The organism is Pedobacter yonginensis (assembly GCF_003173595.1).
In the GTDB taxonomy this organism is placed as follows: Bacteria; Bacteroidota; Bacteroidia; order Sphingobacteriales; family Sphingobacteriaceae; genus Pedobacter; species Pedobacter yonginense.
Genome location: NZ_QGNZ01000002.1, coordinates 544837 through 567248, shown reverse-complemented (window position 1 = coordinate 567248; position 22412 = coordinate 544837). Strand labels below are relative to the sequence as shown.

Annotated in this window: 23 protein-coding genes; 14 read left to right on the top strand and 9 right to left on the bottom strand. The window is 38.1% G+C overall.

The window, feature by feature from the left end:
• Positions 1–10: 10 nt before the first annotated feature.
• The 5 genes from DHW03_RS09265 (at position 11) to DHW03_RS09245 (ending at position 4968) form a co-directional block, all read left to right on the top strand.
• Entirely contained in the window at positions 11–1687 is a 1677-nt protein-coding gene (locus DHW03_RS09265) for a pyruvate dehydrogenase complex dihydrolipoamide acetyltransferase (protein WP_109925459.1), read from the top strand.
• Positions 1688–1882: 195 nt separating this feature from the next.
• Positions 1883–2449, top strand: coding sequence for a cupin domain-containing protein (locus tag DHW03_RS09260; protein WP_240618506.1), 567 nt, complete (start codon positions 1883–1885; stop codon positions 2447–2449).
• 67 nt (positions 2450–2516) lie between these two features.
• Positions 2517–3746, top strand: a complete 1230-nt coding sequence (locus DHW03_RS09255) for a serine hydrolase domain-containing protein (protein ID WP_109925458.1) — start codon at positions 2517–2519, stop codon at positions 3744–3746.
• A gap of 77 nt (positions 3747–3823) precedes the next feature.
• Positions 3824–4129 (top strand): YbaB/EbfC family nucleoid-associated protein, encoded by a 306-nt coding sequence (locus DHW03_RS09250; protein ID WP_109925457.1) that lies wholly within the window; start codon positions 3824–3826, stop codon positions 4127–4129.
• A 161-nt stretch (positions 4130–4290) separates the two neighbouring features.
• Positions 4291–4968, top strand: a complete 678-nt coding sequence (locus DHW03_RS09245; protein ID WP_109925456.1) for a metal-dependent hydrolase — start codon at positions 4291–4293, stop codon at positions 4966–4968.
• A 58-nt stretch (positions 4969–5026) separates the two neighbouring features.
• On the opposite strand, the gene DHW03_RS09240 is transcribed toward DHW03_RS09245, so the two are convergent.
• Entirely contained in the window at positions 5027–5371 is a 345-nt protein-coding gene (locus DHW03_RS09240) for a hypothetical protein (protein ID WP_109925455.1), read from the bottom strand.
• Between the two features lie 213 nt (positions 5372–5584).
• Entirely contained in the window at positions 5585–8398 is a 2814-nt protein-coding gene (gene polA / locus DHW03_RS09235; RefSeq protein WP_109925454.1) for a DNA polymerase I, read from the bottom strand.
• A 155-nt stretch (positions 8399–8553) separates the two neighbouring features.
• Here polA and DHW03_RS09230 point away from each other — a divergent pair, with 155 nt between their 5' ends.
• Positions 8554–9321: a hypothetical protein gene (locus DHW03_RS09230; RefSeq protein ID WP_109925453.1), complete on the top strand. Its 768-nt coding sequence runs from the start codon at positions 8554–8556 to the stop codon at positions 9319–9321.
• A gap of 46 nt (positions 9322–9367) precedes the next feature.
• Positions 9368–10048 carry a hypothetical protein gene (locus tag DHW03_RS09225; RefSeq protein ID WP_109925452.1) on the top strand — a complete coding sequence of 227 codons (681 nt, stop codon included), beginning with the start codon at positions 9368–9370 and terminating at the stop codon, positions 10046–10048.
• Positions 10049–10113: 65 nt separating this feature from the next.
• Here DHW03_RS09225 and DHW03_RS09220 read toward each other — a convergent pair whose 3' ends face one another.
• The 3 genes from DHW03_RS09220 to trmB are packed head-to-tail and all read right to left on the bottom strand — an operon-like array spanning position 10114 to position 11498.
• Complete coding sequence (locus DHW03_RS09220; RefSeq protein ID WP_109925451.1) at positions 10114–10461, bottom strand: carboxymuconolactone decarboxylase family protein; 348 nt, start codon at positions 10459–10461, stop codon at positions 10114–10116.
• A 53-nt stretch (positions 10462–10514) separates the two neighbouring features.
• A complete protein-coding gene (locus tag DHW03_RS09215; RefSeq protein ID WP_109925450.1) occupies positions 10515–10847 on the bottom strand; it encodes an MGMT family protein in 333 nt (110 codons plus the stop codon).
• The gene (trmB, locus tag DHW03_RS09210; protein ID WP_109925449.1) at positions 10848–11498 is read right to left on the bottom strand and encodes a tRNA (guanosine(46)-N7)-methyltransferase TrmB; all 651 of its coding nucleotides are present in this window, start codon (positions 11496–11498) and stop codon (positions 10848–10850) included.
• 114 nt (positions 11499–11612) lie between these two features.
• On the opposite strand from trmB, the gene DHW03_RS09205 reads away from it, so the two are divergent.
• Together DHW03_RS09205 and DHW03_RS09200 are read left to right on the top strand one after the other, a co-directional pair.
• A complete protein-coding gene (locus tag DHW03_RS09205; RefSeq protein WP_109925448.1) occupies positions 11613–12539 on the top strand; it encodes a GDP-L-fucose synthase family protein in 927 nt (308 codons plus the stop codon).
• 99 nt (positions 12540–12638) lie between these two features.
• Positions 12639–13571 carry a hydrogen peroxide-inducible genes activator gene (locus tag DHW03_RS09200; protein ID WP_109925447.1) on the top strand — a complete coding sequence of 311 codons (933 nt, stop codon included), beginning with the start codon at positions 12639–12641 and terminating at the stop codon, positions 13569–13571.
• Positions 13572–13731: 160 nt separating this feature from the next.
• Here the strand turns inward: DHW03_RS09200 and DHW03_RS09195 are convergent, their stop codons facing one another.
• The 4 genes from DHW03_RS09195 to DHW03_RS09170 all read right to left on the bottom strand — a co-directional run bounded on the left by DHW03_RS09195 (position 13732) and on the right by DHW03_RS09170 (position 17992).
• Positions 13732–14190: a hypothetical protein gene (locus DHW03_RS09195; protein WP_109925446.1), complete on the bottom strand. Its 459-nt coding sequence runs from the start codon at positions 14188–14190 to the stop codon at positions 13732–13734.
• A gap of 100 nt (positions 14191–14290) precedes the next feature.
• Positions 14291–14899, bottom strand: a complete 609-nt coding sequence (locus DHW03_RS09190) for a superoxide dismutase (protein ID WP_109925445.1) — start codon at positions 14897–14899, stop codon at positions 14291–14293.
• A gap of 126 nt (positions 14900–15025) precedes the next feature.
• The gene (locus tag DHW03_RS09185; protein WP_109925444.1) at positions 15026–15493 is read right to left on the bottom strand and encodes a nucleoside deaminase; all 468 of its coding nucleotides are present in this window, start codon (positions 15491–15493) and stop codon (positions 15026–15028) included.
• 1419 nt (positions 15494–16912) lie between these two features.
• Positions 16913–17992, bottom strand: a complete 1080-nt coding sequence (locus DHW03_RS09170) for an NADH:flavin oxidoreductase/NADH oxidase (RefSeq protein WP_109925441.1) — start codon at positions 17990–17992, stop codon at positions 16913–16915.
• A 181-nt stretch (positions 17993–18173) separates the two neighbouring features.
• On the opposite strand from DHW03_RS09170, the gene DHW03_RS09165 reads away from it, so the two are divergent.
• From DHW03_RS09165 to DHW03_RS09145, 5 genes are all read left to right on the top strand, one after another.
• A complete protein-coding gene (locus DHW03_RS09165) occupies positions 18174–19001 on the top strand; it encodes an ABC transporter ATP-binding protein (protein ID WP_109926006.1) in 828 nt (275 codons plus the stop codon).
• An 11-nt stretch (positions 19002–19012) separates the two neighbouring features.
• Positions 19013–19819: a hypothetical protein gene (locus tag DHW03_RS09160; protein ID WP_109925440.1), complete on the top strand. Its 807-nt coding sequence runs from the start codon at positions 19013–19015 to the stop codon at positions 19817–19819.
• A 15-nt stretch (positions 19820–19834) separates the two neighbouring features.
• Positions 19835–20209, top strand: coding sequence for a GntR family transcriptional regulator (locus DHW03_RS09155; RefSeq protein ID WP_109925439.1), 375 nt, complete (start codon positions 19835–19837; stop codon positions 20207–20209).
• Positions 20210–20212: 3 nt separating this feature from the next.
• Positions 20213–21055 carry a hypothetical protein gene (locus DHW03_RS09150; RefSeq protein ID WP_109925438.1) on the top strand — a complete coding sequence of 281 codons (843 nt, stop codon included), beginning with the start codon at positions 20213–20215 and terminating at the stop codon, positions 21053–21055.
• 306 nt (positions 21056–21361) lie between these two features.
• A complete protein-coding gene (locus tag DHW03_RS09145) occupies positions 21362–22348 on the top strand; it encodes an alpha/beta fold hydrolase (RefSeq protein ID WP_109925437.1) in 987 nt (328 codons plus the stop codon).
• Positions 22349–22412 lie beyond the last annotated feature (64 nt).

Here is a 22412-nt window from a genome sequence, read left to right as displayed (position 1 = left end):
ATAATATATAATGGCTGAAGTAGTTAGAATGCCCAAAATGAGCGATACCATGACAGAAGGGGTATTGGCAAAATGGCATGTTAAAGTTGGCGATAAAGTAAAAAGTGGTGATGTGCTTGCTGAGGTAGAAACCGATAAAGCAACAATGGATCTGGAATCTTACGAGGAAGGTACTTTATTACATATTGGTGTTGAAGAAGGAAAAGGTGTTCCTATTGATGCTATTATCGCGGTAATTGGAAAAGAAGGTGAAGATTTTCAGGCAGCGATTGATGCGGCCGGTGGGTCAGCTAAAGCAGAAGCTCCAAAAGCAGATGTAGCTGAAGCCCCTAAAACTGAAGATAAGAAACAGGAAGCCCCTGCTCAAGGCGGTGGCTTAAGCGAAGAAGAGTTAGCAGCAAAAGGTGTTACGGTAATTCGTATGCCTTTGTTAAGCGATACCATGACTGAAGGCGTAATTGCTGAATGGCATAAAAAAGTTGGCGATAAAGTTAAGGATGATGATGTTTTAGCTGATGTAGAAACCGATAAGGCAACTATGGAAGTGATGGGCTATGCAACTGGTACTTTGCTACATATTGGCGTAGAAAAAGGTTCAGCCGCAAAAGTTAATGGGATTATCGCAATCGTTGGTCCCGAAGGGACAGATGTTAGCGGAATTTTAGCAGGCGGATCTGCTCCAGCTGCAAAAACTGAAAGTAAAGAAGAAGCACCTAAAGAAGAAAAACAATCTACAACTGCTGATGCAACCTCTGCTCCAGTTGCCGAAACTTCATCTGACAGTCGTGTAAAGGCGTCGCCATTGGCTAAAAAAATAGCTAAAGATAAGGGTATTGATTTGGCCCAAGTTGCGGGAAGTGCAGAAGGCGGTCGAATCATTAAAAAAGATATCGAAAACTTTAAACCTGCTGCACAAGGGGAAAGCGGAAAGCCAAAAGCGGAAAGCGCCGGTAATACAGATAAACCTGCTGCTTCAGCTCCAGTTATACCAACCTATGCTGGCGAAGTTAAATTTACAGAGGCACCTGTTTCTCAAATGCGTAAAGTTATTGCGAAACGTTTGGCAGAAAGCTTATTTACTGCACCACATTTCTATTTAACCATTAGTATCGATATGGACAACGCGATGGCTGCTCGTACAGCAATCAATGCAGTTGCTCCTGTTAAGGTTTCATTTAACGATATCGTTATCAAGGCCGTTGCTGTGGCGTTGAAGAAACATCCAGCAGTTAACTCATCATGGGGTGGAGATAAAATCCGTTTCAATGAACATACAAACATTGGTGTGGCTATGGCCGTGGAAGATGGCTTGTTAGTACCTGTTGTTCGCTTCGCTGATGGTAAATCTCTATCACACATTTCTGCTGAGGTAAAAGATTTCGGCGGTAAAGCAAAAGCAAAAAAATTACAACCTGCAGATTGGGAAGGCTCAACTTTTACAGTTTCTAATTTAGGTATGTTTGGCATTGATGAGTTTACATCGATTATCAACTCTCCTGATGGTGCAATTTTATCGGTAGGTGCAATACAACAAGTGCCTGTTGTTAAAAATGGTGCTGTAGTTCCTGGTAACGTAATGAAATTGACTTTAGGTTGCGATCACCGTGTGGTGGATGGGGCAACCGGAGCACAATTCTTACAAACGCTAAAGGGCTTATTAGAAGAACCAATTCGGTTACTTGCATAATTACAATTTACTCCTGAACTTGTTGAAGGATTCTAAAAATAGAAAGAGCTATCAAAAGGTAGCTCTTTTTGTTTGTATAAATCTCCATGTATCATTCTGATCTTCGGAAGAATTAAAATACTTGCTATCCCACCGAACAGGAATTACCTATAAATCCCACCATCACCAAACCCTTCATCAATTACTTTGTTTATAATGAAATACAAAATCATGGATAAAGATAAATTGATACAAGAAGCCTATTTGGTTGCGCATAAAATAGAAGAGAATGGGAATTTTCCGAATAACCCAAAGTTACCCCTAATGATTTATAAAGGTGCTTTTCTAATTCATCCAGACGATACAGAAGATGCAATAAAAAAAGTTTTTGCAACCAATGGCTATACTAATGCTTGGGTAAATGGAATATTTAATTACGACCATTATCATAGCAATACACATGAAGTAATGGGTGTTTTTAGTGGAAAAGCAGAAGTTCAATTTGGGGGCGAACATGGCGTATGCGTAGAACTGGATAAAGGAGATGTAGTGCTAATTCCTGCAGGAGTTGCCCACAGAAATCTGAATTCTAGTGAGGATTTCAAAGTAGTTGGAGCATACCCAAATGGGCTCGACTATAATATTAAATATGGCAAGCCTGAAGAGCGACCTGAAGCAGATGAAGATATTGCGAGAGTAAAAAATCCTGATAGCGATCCTGTTTATGGAAGTAAAGGGCATCTTTTCGAGTGTTGGTACAATAATAATTGCGAAAATGTGTAAAACTCTTTCCCTTTTGCGCTACAAATTTCTTTAATTTTCGGGTTTTAAAATAAGTATCCCGATATAGATGAATTTTCGTAGTATAGTTTCAGCATTAGCAATCTCCATAACCTTATTCACCGCATGTTCAAGCAAAAAATCTGAAGAGAAAAAAGCTGCTGAGAAAAAAATCCGCACCAAAGATGACGATAAGGCGGACAGTATTTTAGTAGCATATAATCCTGAAAAGGGTGATAAATGGATAGCCAATTTTGTAGATAACCTACATAAGAAATATGGTTTCAATGGCAATATGCTTGTGGCTAAAGATGGGAAAATCTTATATGAGAAGGCCATTGGTTGGGCAGACTATCTACATCGTGATAGCTTAAAAATAAATTCAGAGTTTGAACTGGCATCCATTACCAAAACCTTTACAGGTACTGCAATTATGCAATTGTTAGAGGCTAAAAAACTTTCTCTAAACGATAATGTGAAGAAGTTTTTTCCAAATTTCCCATATGAGGGAATTACCGTAAAGCTCTTGCTTACGCACCGAAGTGGGATGATGAACTATGTTTACTTTATCGATGACATTTGGCGCAAGGAAAAGCGAAACATGAAAAAGGGGGTAACCAACCAAGAAGTGATGAATGTTATTGCAGAGAAGAAACCCAATCCTTACACTAAACCTGATAACAGATTCCATTATAACAACTCTAATTTTATGGTGTTAGGCGCCATTATAGAAAAAGTTACTGGGCAACGATATTCTCAATACATGATGGAGCATGTTTTCAAGCCAGCAGGCTTAAAACACACACACGTTTACAGTACCACAGAGTATGAAAAAGTTCCTGTTGATGTGGTTGGTCATGATCGTACTTGGAAATATTCCGTTGCACAAAACTTTCTGGATGGACCCGTTGGAGATAAAGGCATCTACAGCACTGTGCATGATTTGGTACTCTTTGATAAGTATTTGAAAAACGGCAGATTATTGTCTAAAACAAGCTTAGATTCAGCCTATAAAGGCCATAATAAGCCTGTTAATGGTCATTTTAACTATGGTTATGGTTGGAGAATGTTTGATGGAGCAGGTATGGATAAAGTTGTTTATCACACGGGTTGGTGGCATGGCTTCAGACACATCTACGTTCGAGATTTAGATAAAAACATCGTAATTATTTTCTTGGGTAATTTAACCAATGGTAGTTTAATGCACTTGGATGATTTGTATAAACATTTCAATATGCCAATTATACGCAAGGGTGCTTATCATGGCAATGGAAGTTTGCCAGGAACGGATGAGGATTAACTTAAATTAATATTTATTCATCGTTAAAAGATTAAAACACAACTTGATTTAAATCGTTTATAAAAAAACAAAAAATTATGTTTGATAAATTATTCGCAGCACAGCAAAAAGCTGAAGAGATTAAGAAAAGATTGGATACCATTTCGGTATATGGCGAGGTAGAAAATGGTGCCATCAAAATTACTGCAACTGCCAATAAAAACATCACTGGCGTATCAATAAGTGAAGAATTTTTGAAAAATGCGGATAAAGAAGAAATTGAAGAATTGTTGCAGACCGCTATAAACAAGGCACTTGCAAGCGCAGAAGAGGTGAGCGCTACAGAAATGCAAGCTTCAGCAAAAGACATGCTTGGTGGTTTAGGCGGAATGTTCGGCCAATAAACAAATAAAGTGAATTCGGGATTCACCTGGAGATAAATTCAAAGTGAAGAGACCGGATGGCCATATGCTATAACCCATCCAAAATGCTTTGGGCTGTATGTCTCATTCCTTAAACCTATCTCAAGCCAACTACAAAATTTAGGACCTAATTTTAAAATCCAATGAAATATACCTATTACGGACAATCTTGTTTCTTACTGGAAACTTCAAACAAAAAACTACTATTTGATCCATTTATTTCGCATAATCCGCTAGCGAAGGATGTAGATACCAAAGCTATCGAAGCAGATTATATTTTGGTAAGTCATGGTCATGGAGATCATGTTGCTGATTTGGTTGAATTAGCAAAACAAACTGGCGCTACGGTTATCGCAATGCCAGAAGTAGCAGAATGGGCGCAGAAACAAGGTGTTGAAAAGCTTCACCCGATGAACTATGGAAAGTTCTCTTTTGATTGGGGAACGGTGCGCATGGTTACCGCCACACACTCATCAGGTTTGCCAGATGGTAGCTATGGTGGCAATCCGGCAGGGTTCGTTTTGGAAGTGGACGGTAAGCAGATTTATTTTGCTGGTGATACAGGCTTAACCATCGAAATGAAGGTTTTGGCTGATATTTACAATCTTGACTATGCTATTTTGCCCATTGGTGGCAATTACACCATGGATGTTGATGATGCTTTAGTTGCAACCAAGTATTTTGATTGCGATAAAGTTATCGGCGTACATTATAACACTTTTCCGGTAATTGAAATCGATACAGAGGTTGCGGTTGATAAGTTTAAACGCGAAAACAAAACTTTACTGTTACCAGCCATCGGCGAAACAATCGATTTATAAATAAAAAAGAAAGGGTCCTAATTTTCATCAGGACCCTTTTCAAATTATAAACCTAAACCTAGTTCTTTTTAACCACTTTAGTGGTTGTTTTGTTTGCTTTATAGCGCATGTCTGCGGTACCATCTTTTTTAGTCGGCCCAGCAACCTTAGTTACCGCTTTAGCCTTATTTTCTTTATAGCGCATATCTGGCGTTCCATCTGCCTTCATTTTAGCCGCCGTTGTAGTTGTTTTTGTTTCAACTTTTTTAGCTTCCATTTTTGCGCCAGCTTTTACCGGAGCCGTAGTGCTTTTAACTTCTTTTTTAACAACTTTTTTAGCTTGTGCAGTAGTTGCTGGGGTTTGAGCAAATGCTGTGGTTAAACCAAATGCTGCGATTGCGATTAAACTCAATAATTTTTTCATGTTTCTAATTTTTTTGTTTTACTCGTTAAATTGTTGATATAAAATTGAATATTAGGGATGAAGATTTAATGAAGATAATGAAAAATCAATTCAGAGCGAAGTTTATGTTAATATGCTAAAGAACATTAGCTTCCTTATTAGAAACTTTAAAAGGTATCTATCTTTATGCAGTGAAAATAAAAGTAAAAAAAAGAAAAGCTGTTTCATATCTTTTTAATGTGCTGCTAGCCAATTTTCGCCTTCACCAATTTCTACAACAATAGGTACAGTGGTTTTAATGGCAGTGGGCATTCTATCTTGAATAATGGCTTTCATGGTTTCTTTCTCCGTCCTTAAAACATCAAACACAAGCTCATCATGCACTTGCATGGTCATGGTGGATTTTAAGTTCTGAGCCTTCATATCTCTGTGAATATTAATCATTGCGATTTTAATCATATCAGCAGCAGAACCTTGAATGGGTGCGTTTATGGCATTTCGTTCTGCAAAACCACGCACCGTTTGATTTGCGGAATTGATGTCTCTTAAATAGCGCCTGCGTCCCATAATCGTTTCAACAAAGCCATTCTCACGAGCGAAGTTCATGGTATCGCTCATGTAACGTTTAATGCCTGGGTATTGGGCGAAATACTGTTCAATAATTTCAGCAGCTTCCTTACGTGGAATCCCTAAATTCTGTGATAAACCAAAGGCCGATTGTCCATAAATAATACCAAAATTTACGGCTTTAGCGTTTCTTCTTTGTGTTCCATCTACTTCTTCGATGCCGATTCCGTAAACTTTTGCCGCCGTTGCGGTATGGATGTCGATACCCTTGCTAAAGGCATCCAACATATTTTCTTCCTTGCTTATATCGGCGATAATTCTAAGTTCTATTTGAGAATAATCGGCAGATAGTAAAATATGATCCTCATCTCTGGCAATAAAGGCTTTTCTAACTTCTCTACCACGCTCCGAACGAATGGGGATGTTTTGCAGATTCGGATTATTTGAACTTAACCTACCTGTTGCGGCAACTGCCTGATTGTAAGAGGTATGAACCCGACCTGTTTTTGGGTTAACCATCAAAGGAAGTGCATCAACATAGGTAGATTTTAATTTTTGCAACTGGCGGAAATCTAAAATATCCTGCACAATGTCGCTTTTATGGGCAAGGGCTGTTAAAACATCTTCGCCGGTTTGGTATTGGCCTGTTTTTGTCTTTTTGGCTTTTGGATCAAGCTGAAGTTTATCAAATAAAACTTCGCCCAGTTGCTTTGGCGATGCCAGATTAAATTTGATGCCGGCTTTCTCGTAAACATTCTGCTCAAATTTGATGATCTCTGTTTCCAGTTCTTTCGAATAGGCTTGGAGCGTTTCTATATCGATACGAACCCCTTCTTTTTCAATATCTGCTAAAACATAAACCAATGGGTTTTCAATTTCCTCGGCAAGTTTTGCTGCGTTAAGCTCTTTCAATTTTGGTTCGAAGATGTTTGCAAGCTGTAAGGTAACATCGGCATCTTCAGCCGCATAATCAACCACATCAACAATTGGCACATCACGCATGGTTCCCTGATTTTTCCCCTTTGGTCCTATCAGCTTGGTGATTGAAATTGGCGAGTAACCCAAATAGTTTTCCGATAAAACGTCCATTCCGTGTCGAGTATCAGGGTCAATTAAGTAATGGGCAAGCATGGTATCAAAAATCTTGCCTTGCACTTGCAAACCGTACCACTTTAGCACCAAAATATCATATTTGGTGTTCTGTCCGATTTTATCAATTTTTTCGTTTTCTAATACAACTTTAAACTCATCAACAATGGCCTGTGCTTGTTCACGCGCTGCCGGAACAGGGATGTAATAGCCCTCCCCAGGTTTTATGCAGAAAGATAATCCCACCAATTCAGCAAGATTTGCATCTGTTCCTGTGGTTTCTGTATCGAAAGAGATTCGATTTTGAGTAAGCAATAATTTAATTAATTCTGCACGTTGCTCGGCTGTTTCAACCAACTGATAATGATGTTCTGTATTTTCTATGGTTTTAGCCGGAAGTTTTTCTACGGGTTCTTCCTCAACCAAAGTGTTGGTATATTGAATGGCCTCACCAGATTGGTTACCAAATAAATCGGTTTGCGTACCCTCTTGAAATTTTGCAGTAGTAACCGAAAACTCATCGCCAAAAACTCTTCGACCTAATGTTCTAAATTCTAGTTCGGTGAAAAGGGGTTCTAATAAATCTCGGCTTGGATCGCAAAGCTCTAAACTGGCCTCATCTAATTCTACAGGCACATCTAAAAGTATGGTTGCCAGTTTTTTTGAAATTAAGCCCTGTTCAGCGAAGTTTTCTACATTTTCACGTTGCTTCCCTTTTAACTCATGCGAATTTGCAATAATGTTCTCCATCGAGCCGTATTGCTTAATTAAAAGCTTAGCCGTTTTTTCGCCAATGCCTGGTATTCCTGGGATGTTATCTACTGCATCGCCCCATAAGCCCAAAATATCGATAACCTGCAATACATTTTCTATTTCCCACTTTGCCAAAACCTCCTTCACACCCAGAATTTCCATGTCGTTACCCATTCTTGCAGGCTTGTATATGAAAATGTTTTCTGAAACCAGCTGAGCAAAATCTTTATCAGGGGTCATGCAAAAAACTTGATAACCTTTTAACTCTGCTTTTTTAGCCAGTGTACCGATGATATCATCGGCTTCATAGCCATCAGAAGTAATTACTGGAATATTGAAGCCTGTAATCAATTTTATTACGTATGGCATTGCTGCCGCTAAATCTTCGGGCATGGCTTGGCGGTGTGCCTTGTATGCTTCGAAAGAGGTATGTCGTTCTGTAGGTGCTTCCGTATCAAAAACTACGGCAATATGTGTTGGTTTTTCTTTCTTTATCACATCAAGCAAGGTATTGGTAAAGCCCATTACCGCCGATGTATTAATGCCCGTAGAAGTGAAACGTGGGTTTTTACTTAATGCAAAGTGCGCTCTATACATCAACGCCATTCCATCCAAAAGAAAGAGTTTTTTATTATTCATGTGATTACACAGATTTAATGATTATGCTGATGAGCCGATTTCATCAGATGTTAAAAGTAACCAAAGTTAATCATATCGGTAAATTGCTTTTCAATAAAAAATCAAATTAATTTATTGAATATCTATATTTAATGCATCATAAATTAAAACGCCTTATGAAAACAATTTGTACATTTCTTATTTGCTTTACAGTAACAGTTTGTAAAGCGCAACTTCCCGCTCCAGAACTGGTAACTTACATTACTTTCGAAAATTTGAAAGGCCAATCCGATGATTATGGTACTTCAATTAAGCCCATTGGAACCGGTGCATTTACTAATATTGCTGACCGCAATGCGATGCAAAGCAGAATGACAAAGCTTAAAGGTAGCTTTCGTTGGCCTGATGGCTCCACCATCGATTTTTCTAAAAGAGGAAGCAAATCGGGCAAACAAGGGATAGTTGATGTTTATACGCTCACAAACCCAACAAGCCATGCTACCATCAATCTTTATGTTGATCCTTACAAAACAGACTCCACCTATTACGTTCCAAAAGGATTGATTGCTGTTAATGAGCGCATTTTGGAAAAGGAAATAGCACCCTATTTAAAACTTGTTGAAGAAATTAAGGACTCCAAAGATGGCTATGTTGATCAAAAAGATAATTTATCAAATTTGGTTGCCTATTTAGCTTCAAATGTAGGATTGACGAATTTCATCGACAGAGAAAATTTAGCCAAAGTTATGACAGATACTCAAGCAAAAGATGACGTAAAAAATTATTTGCTTTGCCTATATGTGGTATATAAATTTTATGCCTTAGGTAAAAATTATCCTAACCCTAAGATTTATGCACTAGAGCAATTGAAAGTTAGTTTGGCTAATTTTCAAAAAACACATTCAGATATCGAAACAGGTAACATTAAAATTAATCTCAATTGATAAGAAAGCCAATTATTTGCGTTATTTGTAAAACACTTTGATTATTATGAAATTTCTCGCTTCGTTAGTATGGCTTGTATTTTTGGTTGGAAAACTTTTTGCACAAGATTTTATTGTAAAAAATAACGATGAAGTTGTTCGAGGCACCATTAAGGGAACGGACTACTTTTCGGTTTTTATAAGTGCCAATGATGAAGCGGATGTAATTTTGCCTGCAAAAGATGTGAAGAATTTCTTTTGGAATGGCAATAGCTATGTTAGCAAAGGTTTTGCGAATAAGAAAAATTTTGAATATCGGTTTGTAAAAGTAATTGAAATGGGTGCGGTTAACCTGTATTCTTTTGGTGGAGAAAGTCTGGTACCTGTTCAGAAAGAGAAAAAGGTAAAATTCAGGCCTTCAATTGGTATTGGAACAGGAACTGGGGGTTTTGGCGGAATGGGCATGGGTGGCGGAATCAGCATTGGCGGGGGTAGAAACGCTGAACCAGAAAGGCCTGCAGGAGCACCCGTTATTCGATATTTTATAGAAAAGCCAGGAGCGGGGCCTTTACAAGAAATTCCGATTAAAGCGATAACTGAAGATGCCCGAAAACCTGAAGTAAAAACAATTTTGCTTCAAAAACTTGGAGATCAAGCTCAATTAAAAGCAAAGTTAGAGGCTGATACCGATTTGAATAGTAGAGATGTTATTGAGTTGGTTAAAGCATATAATGAGGCCAGGAAATAATGCAGGGTACGGAGTTTATAATGTTAAATTCCGTAATCTTGCACCACAAATATGGCTATGCTTATTTAGCCTGAAGAATTAAGCTCGTCCCAATATTCAACTGCTCTTCTGTAGTGAGGGATTACAATGCTTCCCCCAACGAGGTTAGCAATCATAAAAATCTCATTCATTTCATCCGTGTTTACACCAGCCTCGAAACATTTGCCAAGGTGATATTTGATGCAGTCATCGCAACGCAAAACCATCGATGCCACCAAGCCAAGCATTTCTTTGGTCTTTACATTCAAAGCGCCTTCTGCGTAAGATGTTGTATCTAGGGCGAAAAAGCGTTTGATATTTGTATTTGCGGTTTCCATTATCCTATCGTTCATCTTTTCGCGATAGCCATTGAATTCTTCTACTAATTTACCCATGATTTGAATTTTGAATGATTGAATTTTGAATGATTGAATGAGTGAATGTTGAATTACAGATTCATTTCTTCGAGGGGATTCCAGAAAACGGTTTTGAAATTTACAACCTTATCATTTTTAACTTGTACACCTTCTGCTGCCAAAAGCTGTTCCATCAAGTCTGGTGTTTTAAAGTGAAATTTACCCGTAAGCAAACCACTGCTGTTTACAACCCGATGTGCAGGAACGTTGGGATGCGCCAAGCCTGCATAAAGCATTGCATGTCCAACCATCCTCGATGATTTAGCTACCCCTAAACTTTTAGCAATTGCGCCATAAGAAGTCACTCTTCCTTTCGGAATCAATCTAGCGACCTCGTAAACCTGTTCGTAAAAGTTAGTGTTCATCTATTCAAAAGAAAATTGAATGTAATTGATGTTTTTATCGTGTAGTAAGTATTTTTTCTCGTAATATGTTTTAATGGATAAAACCTCGTCAGCCAACTCAGATGTGTACAAATGATCGGTATTTTTGTGTATAACCAAGTCAAGTTCTTTAACTTTTTCGCAGGTATAGGCATAAAGCTGGTCGTTGTCGGTTTTTAAATTTACCTTGCCACCACGCTTTAAAGCTTGCTTGTATCGGTTTAGGAAAGCTGGAAAAGTTAATCTTTTCTTTTCTCTACTATCTTGAGGTTGGGGGTCGGGGAAGGTGATCCAAATTTCATCAATTTCACCCTCATCAAAATAATCCAGTAAGTTTTCAATCTGAATACGCAGAAAAGCAACATTGTTGATTCCATCCTCAATGGCTGTTTTAGCACCTCTCCAAATTCGGTTGCCTTTGTAGTCAATTCCAATAAAGTTTTTGTCAGGAAATAGCCTAGCCAAATTCACAGAGTACTCACCTTTACCACAAGCCAATTCCAGTACAATTGGATTTTCATTTTTAAAGTGATCGCCTGCCCATTTGCCCTTTAACGGCTTACCTTCTTCTAATTGATGCACATTTGCAAAAGTCTCTATTTCTGCAAAACGTCTAAGTTTATCTTTACCCAAAAGTTTTTTTGGCAAATTTACAATTAAATCGTTTATCGATTGGCTTTTTTAGTTCAATAACTAAGCAGATTTTATAAAACCAATCGTATTTTTGCATTCGTTAAAACACATAACTTGGAAAAAAGCGCAAAAATATACATTGCCGGTCATCGTGGCATGGTTGGTTCAGCAATTTATCGTAAACTAAAAAAAGAGGGTTACGAGAACCTATTAGTTAAAACTTCCTCAGAGTTAGATCTTCGCAATCAGCAAGCTGTGGCCGATTTTTTTGATCAGGAAAAGCCCGAATACGTGTTCTTAGCAGCAGCTAAAGTTGGCGGTATTGTAGCAAATAATACATACAGAGCAGATTTTCTGTACGAAAACTTGGCAATCCAAAACCATGTGATTCACAGCGCTTATGTAAGTGGCGTTAAAAAATTGATGTTTTTGGGGTCAAGCTGCATCTATCCAAAAATGGCTCCCCAGCCTTTGAAGGAAGATTATCTTTTAACAGGCACGCTGGAACATACAAATGAGCCTTATGCCATAGCTAAAATTGCCGGTATAAAAATGTGCGATGCTTATCGCGACCAATATGGCTGCAATTTCATTTCAGTTATGCCAACCAATTTATATGGCTACAACGATAATTATCATCCTCAAAACTCTCATGTTTTACCAGCGCTAATTCGTAAGTTTCATGAAGCAAAAATTAACAACGCCCCGCGAGTAGAAATTTGGGGATCTGGTTCGCCAATGCGTGAATTTTTATTTGCAGACGATTTAGCGGATGCGTGTTACTACTTAATGCAAAATTACGATGAACCAAACCTAATCAATATTGGTACGGGTCACGATTTGACCATTAAAGATCTTACTGTGTTAATTAAGGATATTTTGGGCTATGAAGGAGAATTGGTTTTTGATGCAAGCAAACCAGATGGCACACCACGAAAATTAATGGATGTAACAAAACTTCATAATTTAGGCTGGAGACATAAGGTGGAGCTACCAGAAGGTATTGCCCTAGCCTATGAAGATTTTAAAAGCAAAAACTAGATCAACAATATTTTCGCTTGTTCCTCAAAATCTGTTTCTGATATAAACATTCTATAGTTAAAATTGATATATTTGATTTTATAAATCAATTTTAACTATATGACTTTAGTTCAGCTTGAATATATTGTTGCGGTAGATACCTACAGAAGCTTTGTTACTGCTGCAGAAAAATGCTTTGTAACCCAACCCACGCTTAGCATGCAGGTGCAAAAGCTAGAAGAACTGTTAAGTGTAAAACTTTTCGATCGCAGTAAACAACCTGTTACCCCAACTGAAATTGGTGCTCAAATTATTGCACAGGCACGAATCATTCTCCAAGAAAGCGGCAAAGTTAAAGAGCTGATTAATAGTCAACAACAAGATGTTTTAGGCGAGCTAAGAATTGGCGTGATACCCACTGTAGCCCCATACCTATTACCCCAGGTTATTTCTGCAATGCTAGAAAAATACCCGGAATTAAAACTTTTAATTTGGGAATACACAACTGAAGATATTATTCAAAACTTGAAAACAGGCGTTTTGGATTGTGGTATTTTGGCAACCCCTTTAACCGATGCCAACTTAACAGAACTTCCCTTGTATTATGAAAACTTTGTAAGTTACATCAGCAAGAACAGCAAGCTTTATAAAAAGAAAGCCATTGATGCAGAGGATTTGAATGATGAAAACATTTGGCTACTAAACGAAGGCCATTGTATGCGCAATCAGGTTTTGAACATCTGTCGTTCTACGAAAAATAACCGTTTACAAGGTTTGGAATACAATACTGGCAGTGTAGAAACCCTGGTTAGGATGGTTGATTTGAATGGTGGCGCTACGCTGCTACCAGAGCTGGCCATTGCAGAGCTTAACGCCAAGCAAACCAGCAAAATTCGGTATTTCAAAACACCAGAACCCGTTAGGGAAATTAGTTTGGTTACGCATAAAAACTTCATCAAAAAGCGTATGCTGAATGCTTTAAAGGAAGAAATTTTACAAATTATCCCCAAAGCGATGAAGCAAAAGAAGAAAAAAGACGTTGTAGGAATTTAAAGATTGCCGTGGCCTAGGCAATGCTTTCCGACCTCTCGAGTTGTGCGCAGTGGAATGGAGAGATTTTTTAAACAAGGAATGAAAAAGCTTTCGCTCCACTGTCGAAATGACAATTATTGTATTGGAGATTTGCTATGCATTTAGCAATTATGCGTATAACTTATGGATTTTGTTTCTCCGGTTTGGGTCCCGATAGCAAACCCTTAATATCACCCTCTACTTCTTCTTCCTCAGCCTTTTTCTTTTTCTTGCCCGTTTTGGCTGCTTTACCACTTAGGCGTTCTTCAATAATTTTATCGTACTCAGTTTGTTGCTCTCCTTTTAATACGTTGCGAATATTTTTCGAAGTTTCATTCTGAAGTTTGTAAAATTTATCAACATCATCCTCACGAGGGTTGCCCGCTTGTTGCCTTTTAATTAATTCTGCTTGTTCCTTAGCTTGGTTGTAGGTAAATCTATAAACCACACTCTTTTGGGTATCGTTTAACTTTAATCTTTTATCCAAGTCCTCCACATTCTTTTTTGCAATCTCATCAGGTGTCGGAACTTTATTTTGTTGCGCTTTTGCTAGCCCAACCATTCCAATTACAATTAAGAATAAAAATACAATCCTCTTCATTTTGAACAATTTAATACCCTGCAAAGTTATTAATTAATCTTAAAAACAAGAAAGCCCGCAAAATAGATTTTGCGGGCTTTCCAAATTTCAATATGAAGTTTTACAACGCTTTTTTATAAAGTTCTGCAACAGCATCCCAGTTAACTGCGTTCCAAATTGCAGCTAAATAATCAGGACGTTTGTTTTGATACTTTAAGTAATAAGCATGTTCCCAAACATCAATACCAAAAATTGGAGTACCCTTTACTTCGGCAATATCCATTAGTGGGTTATCTTGATTTGGGGTAGAAGAAACTTGAAGTTTTTTATCTGCACCAACTGATAACCAAGCCCAACCCGAACCAAAACGTGTAGCACCTGCTTCTTGTAATTTGGTTTTCAAATCAGCAAATGAACCGAAAGTTTCGTTTATCGCTTTAGCTAAATCACCGGTTGGCTCACCACCTTTATTTGGACCTAAAACGTTCCAGAATAAAGAGTGATTATAGTGTCCACCACCGTTATTTCTTACAGCAGCAGGATATTTTGAAATGTTTTTTACAATTTCCTCGATACTAGAATTTGATTCAGGCTTGCCTTCCAATGCTTTGTTTAAGTTGGTAACGTAAGCTTGATGATGTTTATCATGGTGGATTTCCATGGTCAATTTATCAATATGCGGTTCTAATGCATCGGTTGCGTAATGTAACGCAGGTAATTCAAAAGCCATAATATGTTATGTTTAAAGTTTTAAATATGTTTACTGTAGCAAATATAACATTCAAAGGTTAAGTTTTGTTTAAGCATCGTGTTAAAATGGTGTAAAGTTAAATCCCATGAATAAAATCTTTTTTTGCTACCTTTTTCTGGCAAAAAAATCCTTCATCAATAAAGCACATTGGTCTGCAAGTACACCACCCTTTAATTCAGTTTTCGGGTGTAATAGGCTTGCATTTTTAGAAATAAAACCACGTTTCTCCTCTCTGGCTCCATAAACAATGCGGCTAATTTGAGTCCAATAACTTGCCCCGGCACACATTACACAAGGTTCAATGGTTACGTAAAGGGTGCAGTCTCTTAAATATTTGCCACCAATGGTTTGCGCCGCCGATGTAAAGGCTTGCATCTCTGCATGTGCGGTAACATCATTAAAACGCTCGGTTAAATTATATCCTCTACCAACAATTCTATTCTTACATACCACGATAGCCCCAATCGGAATTTCATCTTCTGCTAAAGCTTTTTGCGCTTCCGCTAGTGCTAATTTCATGTAGTGGATGTCTTCATCCTCAGGGTTTGTATGTTCAAAATCGTAGAAACTCATGCCGCAAAGTTAACTTTTAAAAGGATTTCTGGAGAAGGAGTTTGCTGGGAGTTTTGGAAACCAAGCTTTGTTCAGGATCACTCAACCGCCTTGGTTCGTGTACTCACGAAACAAAGAAGAAACAATTAAAAACGATATTTGGCAAATAATCTTTTTTTGGAAAGCTACGTTCAGCGGTGCTTGGCATCTCCAGTCCTGCTTTACCTCCAAGCCCAATGAAAAATTGGGGCTTTCCGTTCAATCAGGTTTAGGCACAATGGCGCTTGCGATAACGATGGAAGCCAACCGCCTTGGTTCGTGTCTTCACGAAACAAAGAAGAAATAATTAAAAACGATAATTGGTAAATAATCTTTTTTTGGAAAGCAACGTTCAGCGGTGCTTGGCATCTTCAGTCCTGCTTTACCTCCAAGCCCAATGAAAAATTGGGGCTTTCCGTTCAATCAGGTTTAGGCACAAAGGTAATTGCGTTAACGATGGAAGCCAACCGCCGTGGTTCGTGTCCTCACGAAACAAAGAATAAATAATTAAAAACGATAATTGGTAAATAATCTTTTTTTGGAAAGCAACGTTCAGTGGTGATTGGCATCTTCAGTCCTGATTTACCTCCAAGCCCAATGAAAAATTGGGGCTTTCCGTTCAATCAGGTTTGGGCACAAAGGTGCTTGCGTTAACGATGGAAGCCAACCGCCGTGGTTCGTGTCCTCACGAAACAAAAAGAAATAACTAAAAACGACAATTGGCAAATAATCTTTTTTTGGAAAACAACGTTCAACGGTGCTTGGCATCTTCTGTCCTGCTTTACCTCCAAGCCCAATGAAAAATTGGGGCTTTCCGTTCAATCAGGTTTGGGCACAAAGGTGCTTGCGTTAACGATGGAAGCCAACCGCCGTGGTTCGTGTCCTCACGAAACAAAAAGAAATAATTAAAAACGATAATTGGCAAATAATTTTTTTTTGGAAAACAACGTTCAGCGGTGCTCGGCATCTCCAGTCCTGCTTTACCTCCAAGCCCAATGAAAAATTGGGGCTTTCCGTTCAATCAGGTTTGGGCACAAAGGTGCTTGCGTTAACGATGGAAGCCAACCGCCGTGGTTCGTGTACTCACGAAACAAAAAGAAATAACTAAAAACGACAATTGGCAAATAATCTTTTTTTTGGAAAACAACGTTCAGTGGTGCTTGGCATCTTCAGTCCTGCTTTAACTCCAAGCCCAATGAAAAATTGGGGTTTTCTGTTCAATCAGGTTTAGGCACAAAGATGCTTGCGTTAACGATGGAAGCGGCATCCTTTTTGGCTTTTTCAGCCAAAAAGATATAGCGGACAGCGTGTTAAAACGCCCGAATCATCAAAGAATTTATGAATCAATTATAATTTCAAGATATTTAAATTTATCGTAAGGGCGTTTATGTTAAAAGCACATTACTTCTTAAACGTTTCTCTTTTAGCTCTTACGTACTGATTTGGCCATTCCGTCTCATCGCCCAAAATTTGAGCGGCATGCATTGGGAAATAGGCGTCGCGTAAAGATTCTCTAGCAATGAAGATTAAGTCGGCTTTTCCTTGTTCTAAAATTTCTTCAGCTTGATGGGCCTCTACAATAACACCAACAGCGCCAGTATAAATGCCAACCTCATTTCTAATTTTATCCGCAAAGGGCACCTGATAATTTGGGCCAGCCGGAATTTTAGCATCTGGTACATTCCCACCAGAAGAAGTATCAATCAAATCAACACCCTTATCTTTTAAAACCGCCGCCAGCTGAACAGAGTCATTTTCATCCCATCCGCCTTCTGTCCAGTCTGTAGCCGAAATGCGAACAAAAATTGGCAATTCTTCGGGCCAAACCGATTGTACTGCTTCAACAACATCAATGGTAAAACGGATGCGGTTTTCAAAACTTCCGCCGTAAATATCGTTGCGTTTATTACTCAGCGGACTAAAAAACTGGTGCAGCAAGTAGCCATGTGCGGCATGTATTTCTACCACTTTATATCCAGCATCTTTAGCACGTTGCGCTGCCGCACGAAAAGCAAAAACAACATCCTGAATTTCTTTGATACTCATCTCGTGTGGAACTAACTGACCATGTTTAAAGGCCTCTGCTGAAGCACTAACGGGCAACCAACTGTTTTCGCCTTCACTAATTTGTTCGCCACCCGCCCAAGGCACTTCGCAACTGGCCTTTCTACCCGCATGAGCCAATTGAATTCCGGCAACGGCGCCATTTTCATGGATAAAAGATACAATCTGTTTTAGTTTTTCTACATGTTCATCTTTCCAAATCCCTAAGTCTGCATACGTAATTCTTCCATCAGGACTTACTGCCGAGGCTTCTTGAATAATGAGCCCCGCACCACCCACTGCACGGCTTCCTAAATGCACCAAATGCCAGTCATTCGCAAAACCATCAACCGCCGAGTATTGGCACATTGGCGAGATTACAATTCTGTTCTTTAAGGTTACGTGTTTGAGCTTTAGGGGAGAAAATAATTTTGACATGATCGTTTCTTTTATACAAACATACAATCTATGCATTAAGGAAGTTTTAGGGCCATAAGTTTTAGTCGATATTTTACAAGCGGGTTATAAAATTTTGGCTTCGGAAAAAAAATTAGTAAAAAATTTGGAGGTAATCAAAATACAACATACTTTAGTGTATTATTTAACTAATACAGTAGATATGATAAAAATTAACAATCTTAATTTTGGCTACAGTAAGCATAAGCCACTGTTCAAGAATATGAGTATGCAATTGAGCAACGGCCACATTTATGGTTTGCTCGGAAAAAATGGAGCTGGTAAATCGAGCTTGTTGAAAAACATGGCTGGCTTAGTTTACGCCCAAAGCGGGACATTAGATGTAATGGGTTTTAACCCTGCCAAACGCCAGCCAGCTTTACTTGAGCAAATCTGTTTTATTCCAGAAGAGTTTTATTTGCCTTCGGTAAAAATTTCTGCATACATAAAAGCAAATGCGCCTTTTTACAAAAACTTCAACCACCAATACTTCGGTAACCTCTTAAAAGAGTTTGATATTCCTGTTAGTCAGAAATTGATTAACATGAGTTACGGCCAAAAGAAAAAAGTAATTATTGCTTTTGGTTTAGCAACACAAGCCAAACTCATCATTATGGACGAACCCACAAACGGGCTAGACATTCCTTCGAAGGCACAGTTTAGAAAAATTATGGCTTCAGCGATGACAGATGATCGCTGCATTATCATATCTACGCATCAAGTTAGAGATTTAGACAATTTAATTGATACGGTAATTATGCTTGATGAAAATGATGTAGCCTTAAAAGCTTCGGTACAGGAGATTACAGAGAAATTAACTTTCAAAAAAGTTAAAGAAGTTGATGACAGCATCATTTATGCCGAGCCATCGCTTTCTGGCTACAATGCCGTAATGCCAAATTATCATCAAGAAGAAAGTAAGCTGGATATGGAACTCCTGTTTAATGCCATCCTTGCCGAAAAGATCAAGTTTAAGCCGTTATTTAATTAATCTCCCCCATCATGAACAATACATTTAACATAAACAGATTTGGACTATTGTTACGAAGACAATGGTTGGATTTTGGAAAGATTTACTTATTAAGTTTAATTGTAGTTTTTGGGGTATTGGTGGGGTTTTATGTCACTAACATTCCAAAACCAAGTGATGGATTGCCATCAATGGATGATGGATTTATAAGCTTGCGATTCCGATATCCGATTTTTGGAATGGTTGGCTTTCTATTCATCAGTATTTTGGCAAGCAGTTACTTTACCAACCTCGGTCAGAAACCCAAAGCCATTATCGATTTAATGACACCTGCTTCTGTTTTTGAAAAATTTCTGGCAGGGGTTTTTTACACGACCATTTTGGGTATAGGAAGCTATCTATTCATCTTTTACATTACAGATTTGGTTTTCTGCAAATACCTAAACAACACCTTCAGCGCATTTCCACCAGTTCATATCGGGAAAAACAGCGCTGCTACCTTAGTTAAGGCAAGATTGCTGAATAGTGAAATGAATTTTGAACAGTATAGAGGTTTTGCCTGTGTTCCTGTAATGGTTACCAGCATGTTTCTTTTGGGTTCGGTGTACTTTAACCGCTTTCATTATATCAAAACTGCGGTTTCAGTTTTTATCGCATGCTCAATTATCGGCTATGTGATTTATCTCTGTGTTTCAAAAATGGGCGAAAATATGGTAAAGATTACCGATTCGGGGAATAACGAGCAGCTTGCATTTACAATCATATTTGTTTCATCTGCTGTGATCTCCATATTTTTTTGGGTGATAACCTACGTTCGACTGAAAGAGAAAGAAATATAATTTAAAAGGTATAAAATGGAATTTAGAGACAACAAGGCGATATACCTTCAAATAGCAGAATACGTTTGTGAACATATTTTGCTAGGGAAATGGAAAGCCGACGAAAAAGTACCTTCTGTACGGGAGCTGGCTGTAGAGCTAGAAGTAAATCCGAATACGATTATGCGTACCTATGAATTACTACAAAACAAAAACATCATCAATAATAAAAGAGGAATTGGCTTTTTTGTAGCTGAAAATGCAATTGAGGGCGTTAAAAGCTATAAAAAGGTTCAATTTATGGATGATGAATTGCCGGTGGTATTCAGGAATATTTATTTATTAAACATTGGTTTCGATGAGTTGAAAACCAAATATGAAACATTTGTTAAAGAAAATTTTAACGCCTAGAACATGAAAACAAGTAACAAATTATTAATCGTTCTTGCCACATTGTTAATCATTGTGCCAATACTCACCATTGCCATAAATTTTAAGATGAATTATGCTTACGTTGTGCGCGAAGACTATATTTCTAGGCAGCAAATCAATAACGAGCCTTTCAATAAAAAATCTGCCCAAAGAGTGGCAATCCCAATCCAGATGCCATTTAACTTCATAAACGTTGCCGATGCTAAGGGGATAGAAATGGAAATTCATTTAAATAATTCTGAAGTATTTGGAATTAAAGTGCCCAATTTTGCTAAAGATTATTTCAAATTTGAAGTAGATGGCAATGGATTTTTAAACATCACAATTAATGGAAATCCAGATTTAAGCAATGCAATTCCGATAAGTATTTACGCTCCTAAATTTAAGGGTGTAAACGTTTCCAACTCCAGAATGTTGGTTGTATCAGCCATTGCAGATTCGCTTGAGGCAAACTTGAGTCATGTGGAGTCATTCAGTTTATCTGGAGCAATTACCACAAATGATCAAAACGGAAAAGTGATACAATCCTTCAATGGCACAAATGTGGGCAAACTAACCGTTAACCTAGTGAATTCTATTTTTTCTAGTGAAGGTCGTTCTTATGAGAATTTAATCATCAATACCAAAGGTCGTTCAGAAATTGGCTTAACTGGAGATGAAAACGCAAAAGATCGATATAGAGTGAATAATCTAACGATAAATACTATTGACACTGCTTCCGTAACCATAGGCAATATTAAAATTAACAAACTCTCTGGCAAGATATCTGATCAAACCACCATACTCGCGCCTGTTTTAAACCTGAAACAGCTTTTTAAAAATTAAATTAAGGCCTGCAATTTGCGATGGTTAAATTGCAGGCCATTTAAATCTGGCACTGTACCGTAAATTTTGAAAGCGATGTTGGAATATGAATAAATTAAGGATCGAAATTTAAAAGCAACAGTAACTTTACATTTGGCTTTGATGCCCAATAGCCTGTGCTACAGGCGGGAGAAAGCCAATAATTTGGCTTAGGGAGTATTTAAGAGATCATCGACCGTTGAATAGGCATGGTTTTTAATCGATATGGCTGGTTGAAAATGTAAATATGCATTAACTTAGGCCAATTCGATTTTTATACATTTAATCATGAAAAGATTTTTCCTCCTAATTGCCATTTCCCTATTTGTTTTCAAGTACGCCAGAGCACAAAAGATTGATACCTTATCCATTACGCTTGAGAATGTAAAATATCCTTATCCAGTAAAATACTTCCCAATAAGTACGGAGGGGCAGGATATTAAAATGGCTTACATGGACGTAGCGCCAACCAGTGCGGCTAATGGCAGAACGGTGATTCTTTTCCATGGAAAAAACTTTGGCGGGTATTATTGGGGAAATGTAATTAAGGCCTTAGCATCTGCCGGATTTAGAGTGCTCGTTCCCGATCAAATTGGCTTTGGAAAATCATCCAAGCCATTTATACATTACAGTTTTCATCAAATGGCTTTTTGGAACAAAAAATTAATGGATACATTGGGCATCCAGAAGGCTTCGGTTTTAGGTCATAGCATGGGCGGAATGCTGGCTACCCGCTTTGCACTGTTATATCCAGATCAAACTGAAAAGCTGCTGCTCGAAAACCCAATCGGATTAGAAGATTATAAAACTTTTGTTCCTTACCAAACCACCGAACAGCAATACCAAACCGAATTAAAAACTACGGCAGAAAGTGTACGTAAATATTACCAAAGCTCTTATTTTACTTATTGGAAACCAGAATATGAAACCTTAGTAAGTGTTGCTGGAGGCGTAACTTTTAGTGCCGATTACCCAAGGTGGGCAAAAGTTGCGGCGCTAACTTATACCATGATTTATGAGCAACCCGTTGTATATGAATTTCAAAATTTAAAGGTACCTACCGTTTTGTTTATTGGTAAAGAAGATAAAACCATTGTGGGTAAGGGACTTTTATCGCCCGATCAGCAAACCTTACATGGCCAATATAAATTTTTGGGGAAACAAACCGCCGCAAAAATACCAGGTGCAAAAATTGTTGAATTTGATGCTTGTGGGCACATCCCGCATGTTGAAATACCTACCGAGTTTTTAGTTGCGCTTACAGGAAGTTTGTAAAATGCAATTTTTTTGGCTAGGATGTATCGTATGATTTTGCGCTTGAGGTAACCAAAATATATTA

Coding starts and splice junctions, on each gene's coding strand:
- DHW03_RS09265 (WP_109925459.1), top strand. CDS start 11: ATGGCTGAAGTAGTTAGAATGCCCAAAATGAGCGATACCATGACAGAA.
- DHW03_RS09260 (WP_240618506.1), top strand. CDS start 1,883: ATGAAATACAAAATCATGGATAAAGATAAATTGATACAAGAAGCCTAT.
- DHW03_RS09255 (WP_109925458.1), top strand. CDS start 2,517: ATGAATTTTCGTAGTATAGTTTCAGCATTAGCAATCTCCATAACCTTA.
- DHW03_RS09250 (WP_109925457.1), top strand. CDS start 3,824: ATGTTTGATAAATTATTCGCAGCACAGCAAAAAGCTGAAGAGATTAAG.
- DHW03_RS09245 (WP_109925456.1), top strand. CDS start 4,291: ATGAAATATACCTATTACGGACAATCTTGTTTCTTACTGGAAACTTCA.
- DHW03_RS09240 (WP_109925455.1), bottom strand. CDS start 5,371: ATGAAAAAATTATTGAGTTTAATCGCAATCGCAGCATTTGGTTTAACC.
- polA (WP_109925454.1), bottom strand. CDS start 8,398: ATGAATAATAAAAAACTCTTTCTTTTGGATGGAATGGCGTTGATGTAT.
- DHW03_RS09230 (WP_109925453.1), top strand. CDS start 8,554: ATGAAAACAATTTGTACATTTCTTATTTGCTTTACAGTAACAGTTTGT.
- DHW03_RS09225 (WP_109925452.1), top strand. CDS start 9,368: ATGAAATTTCTCGCTTCGTTAGTATGGCTTGTATTTTTGGTTGGAAAA.
- DHW03_RS09220 (WP_109925451.1), bottom strand. CDS start 10,461: ATGGGTAAATTAGTAGAAGAATTCAATGGCTATCGCGAAAAGATGAAC.
- DHW03_RS09215 (WP_109925450.1), bottom strand. CDS start 10,847: ATGAACACTAACTTTTACGAACAGGTTTACGAGGTCGCTAGATTGATT.
- DHW03_RS09200 (WP_109925447.1), top strand. CDS start 12,639: ATGACTTTAGTTCAGCTTGAATATATTGTTGCGGTAGATACCTACAGA.
- DHW03_RS09195 (WP_109925446.1), bottom strand. CDS start 14,190: ATGAAGAGGATTGTATTTTTATTCTTAATTGTAATTGGAATGGTTGGG.
- DHW03_RS09190 (WP_109925445.1), bottom strand. CDS start 14,899: ATGGCTTTTGAATTACCTGCGTTACATTACGCAACCGATGCATTAGAA.
- DHW03_RS09185 (WP_109925444.1), bottom strand. CDS start 15,493: ATGAGTTTCTACGATTTTGAACATACAAACCCTGAGGATGAAGACATC.
- DHW03_RS09170 (WP_109925441.1), bottom strand. CDS start 17,992: ATGTCAAAATTATTTTCTCCCCTAAAGCTCAAACACGTAACCTTAAAG.
- DHW03_RS09165 (WP_109926006.1), top strand. CDS start 18,174: ATGATAAAAATTAACAATCTTAATTTTGGCTACAGTAAGCATAAGCCA.
- DHW03_RS09160 (WP_109925440.1), top strand. CDS start 19,013: ATGAACAATACATTTAACATAAACAGATTTGGACTATTGTTACGAAGA.
- DHW03_RS09155 (WP_109925439.1), top strand. CDS start 19,835: ATGGAATTTAGAGACAACAAGGCGATATACCTTCAAATAGCAGAATAC.
- DHW03_RS09150 (WP_109925438.1), top strand. CDS start 20,213: ATGAAAACAAGTAACAAATTATTAATCGTTCTTGCCACATTGTTAATC.
- DHW03_RS09145 (WP_109925437.1), top strand. CDS start 21,362: ATGAAAAGATTTTTCCTCCTAATTGCCATTTCCCTATTTGTTTTCAAG.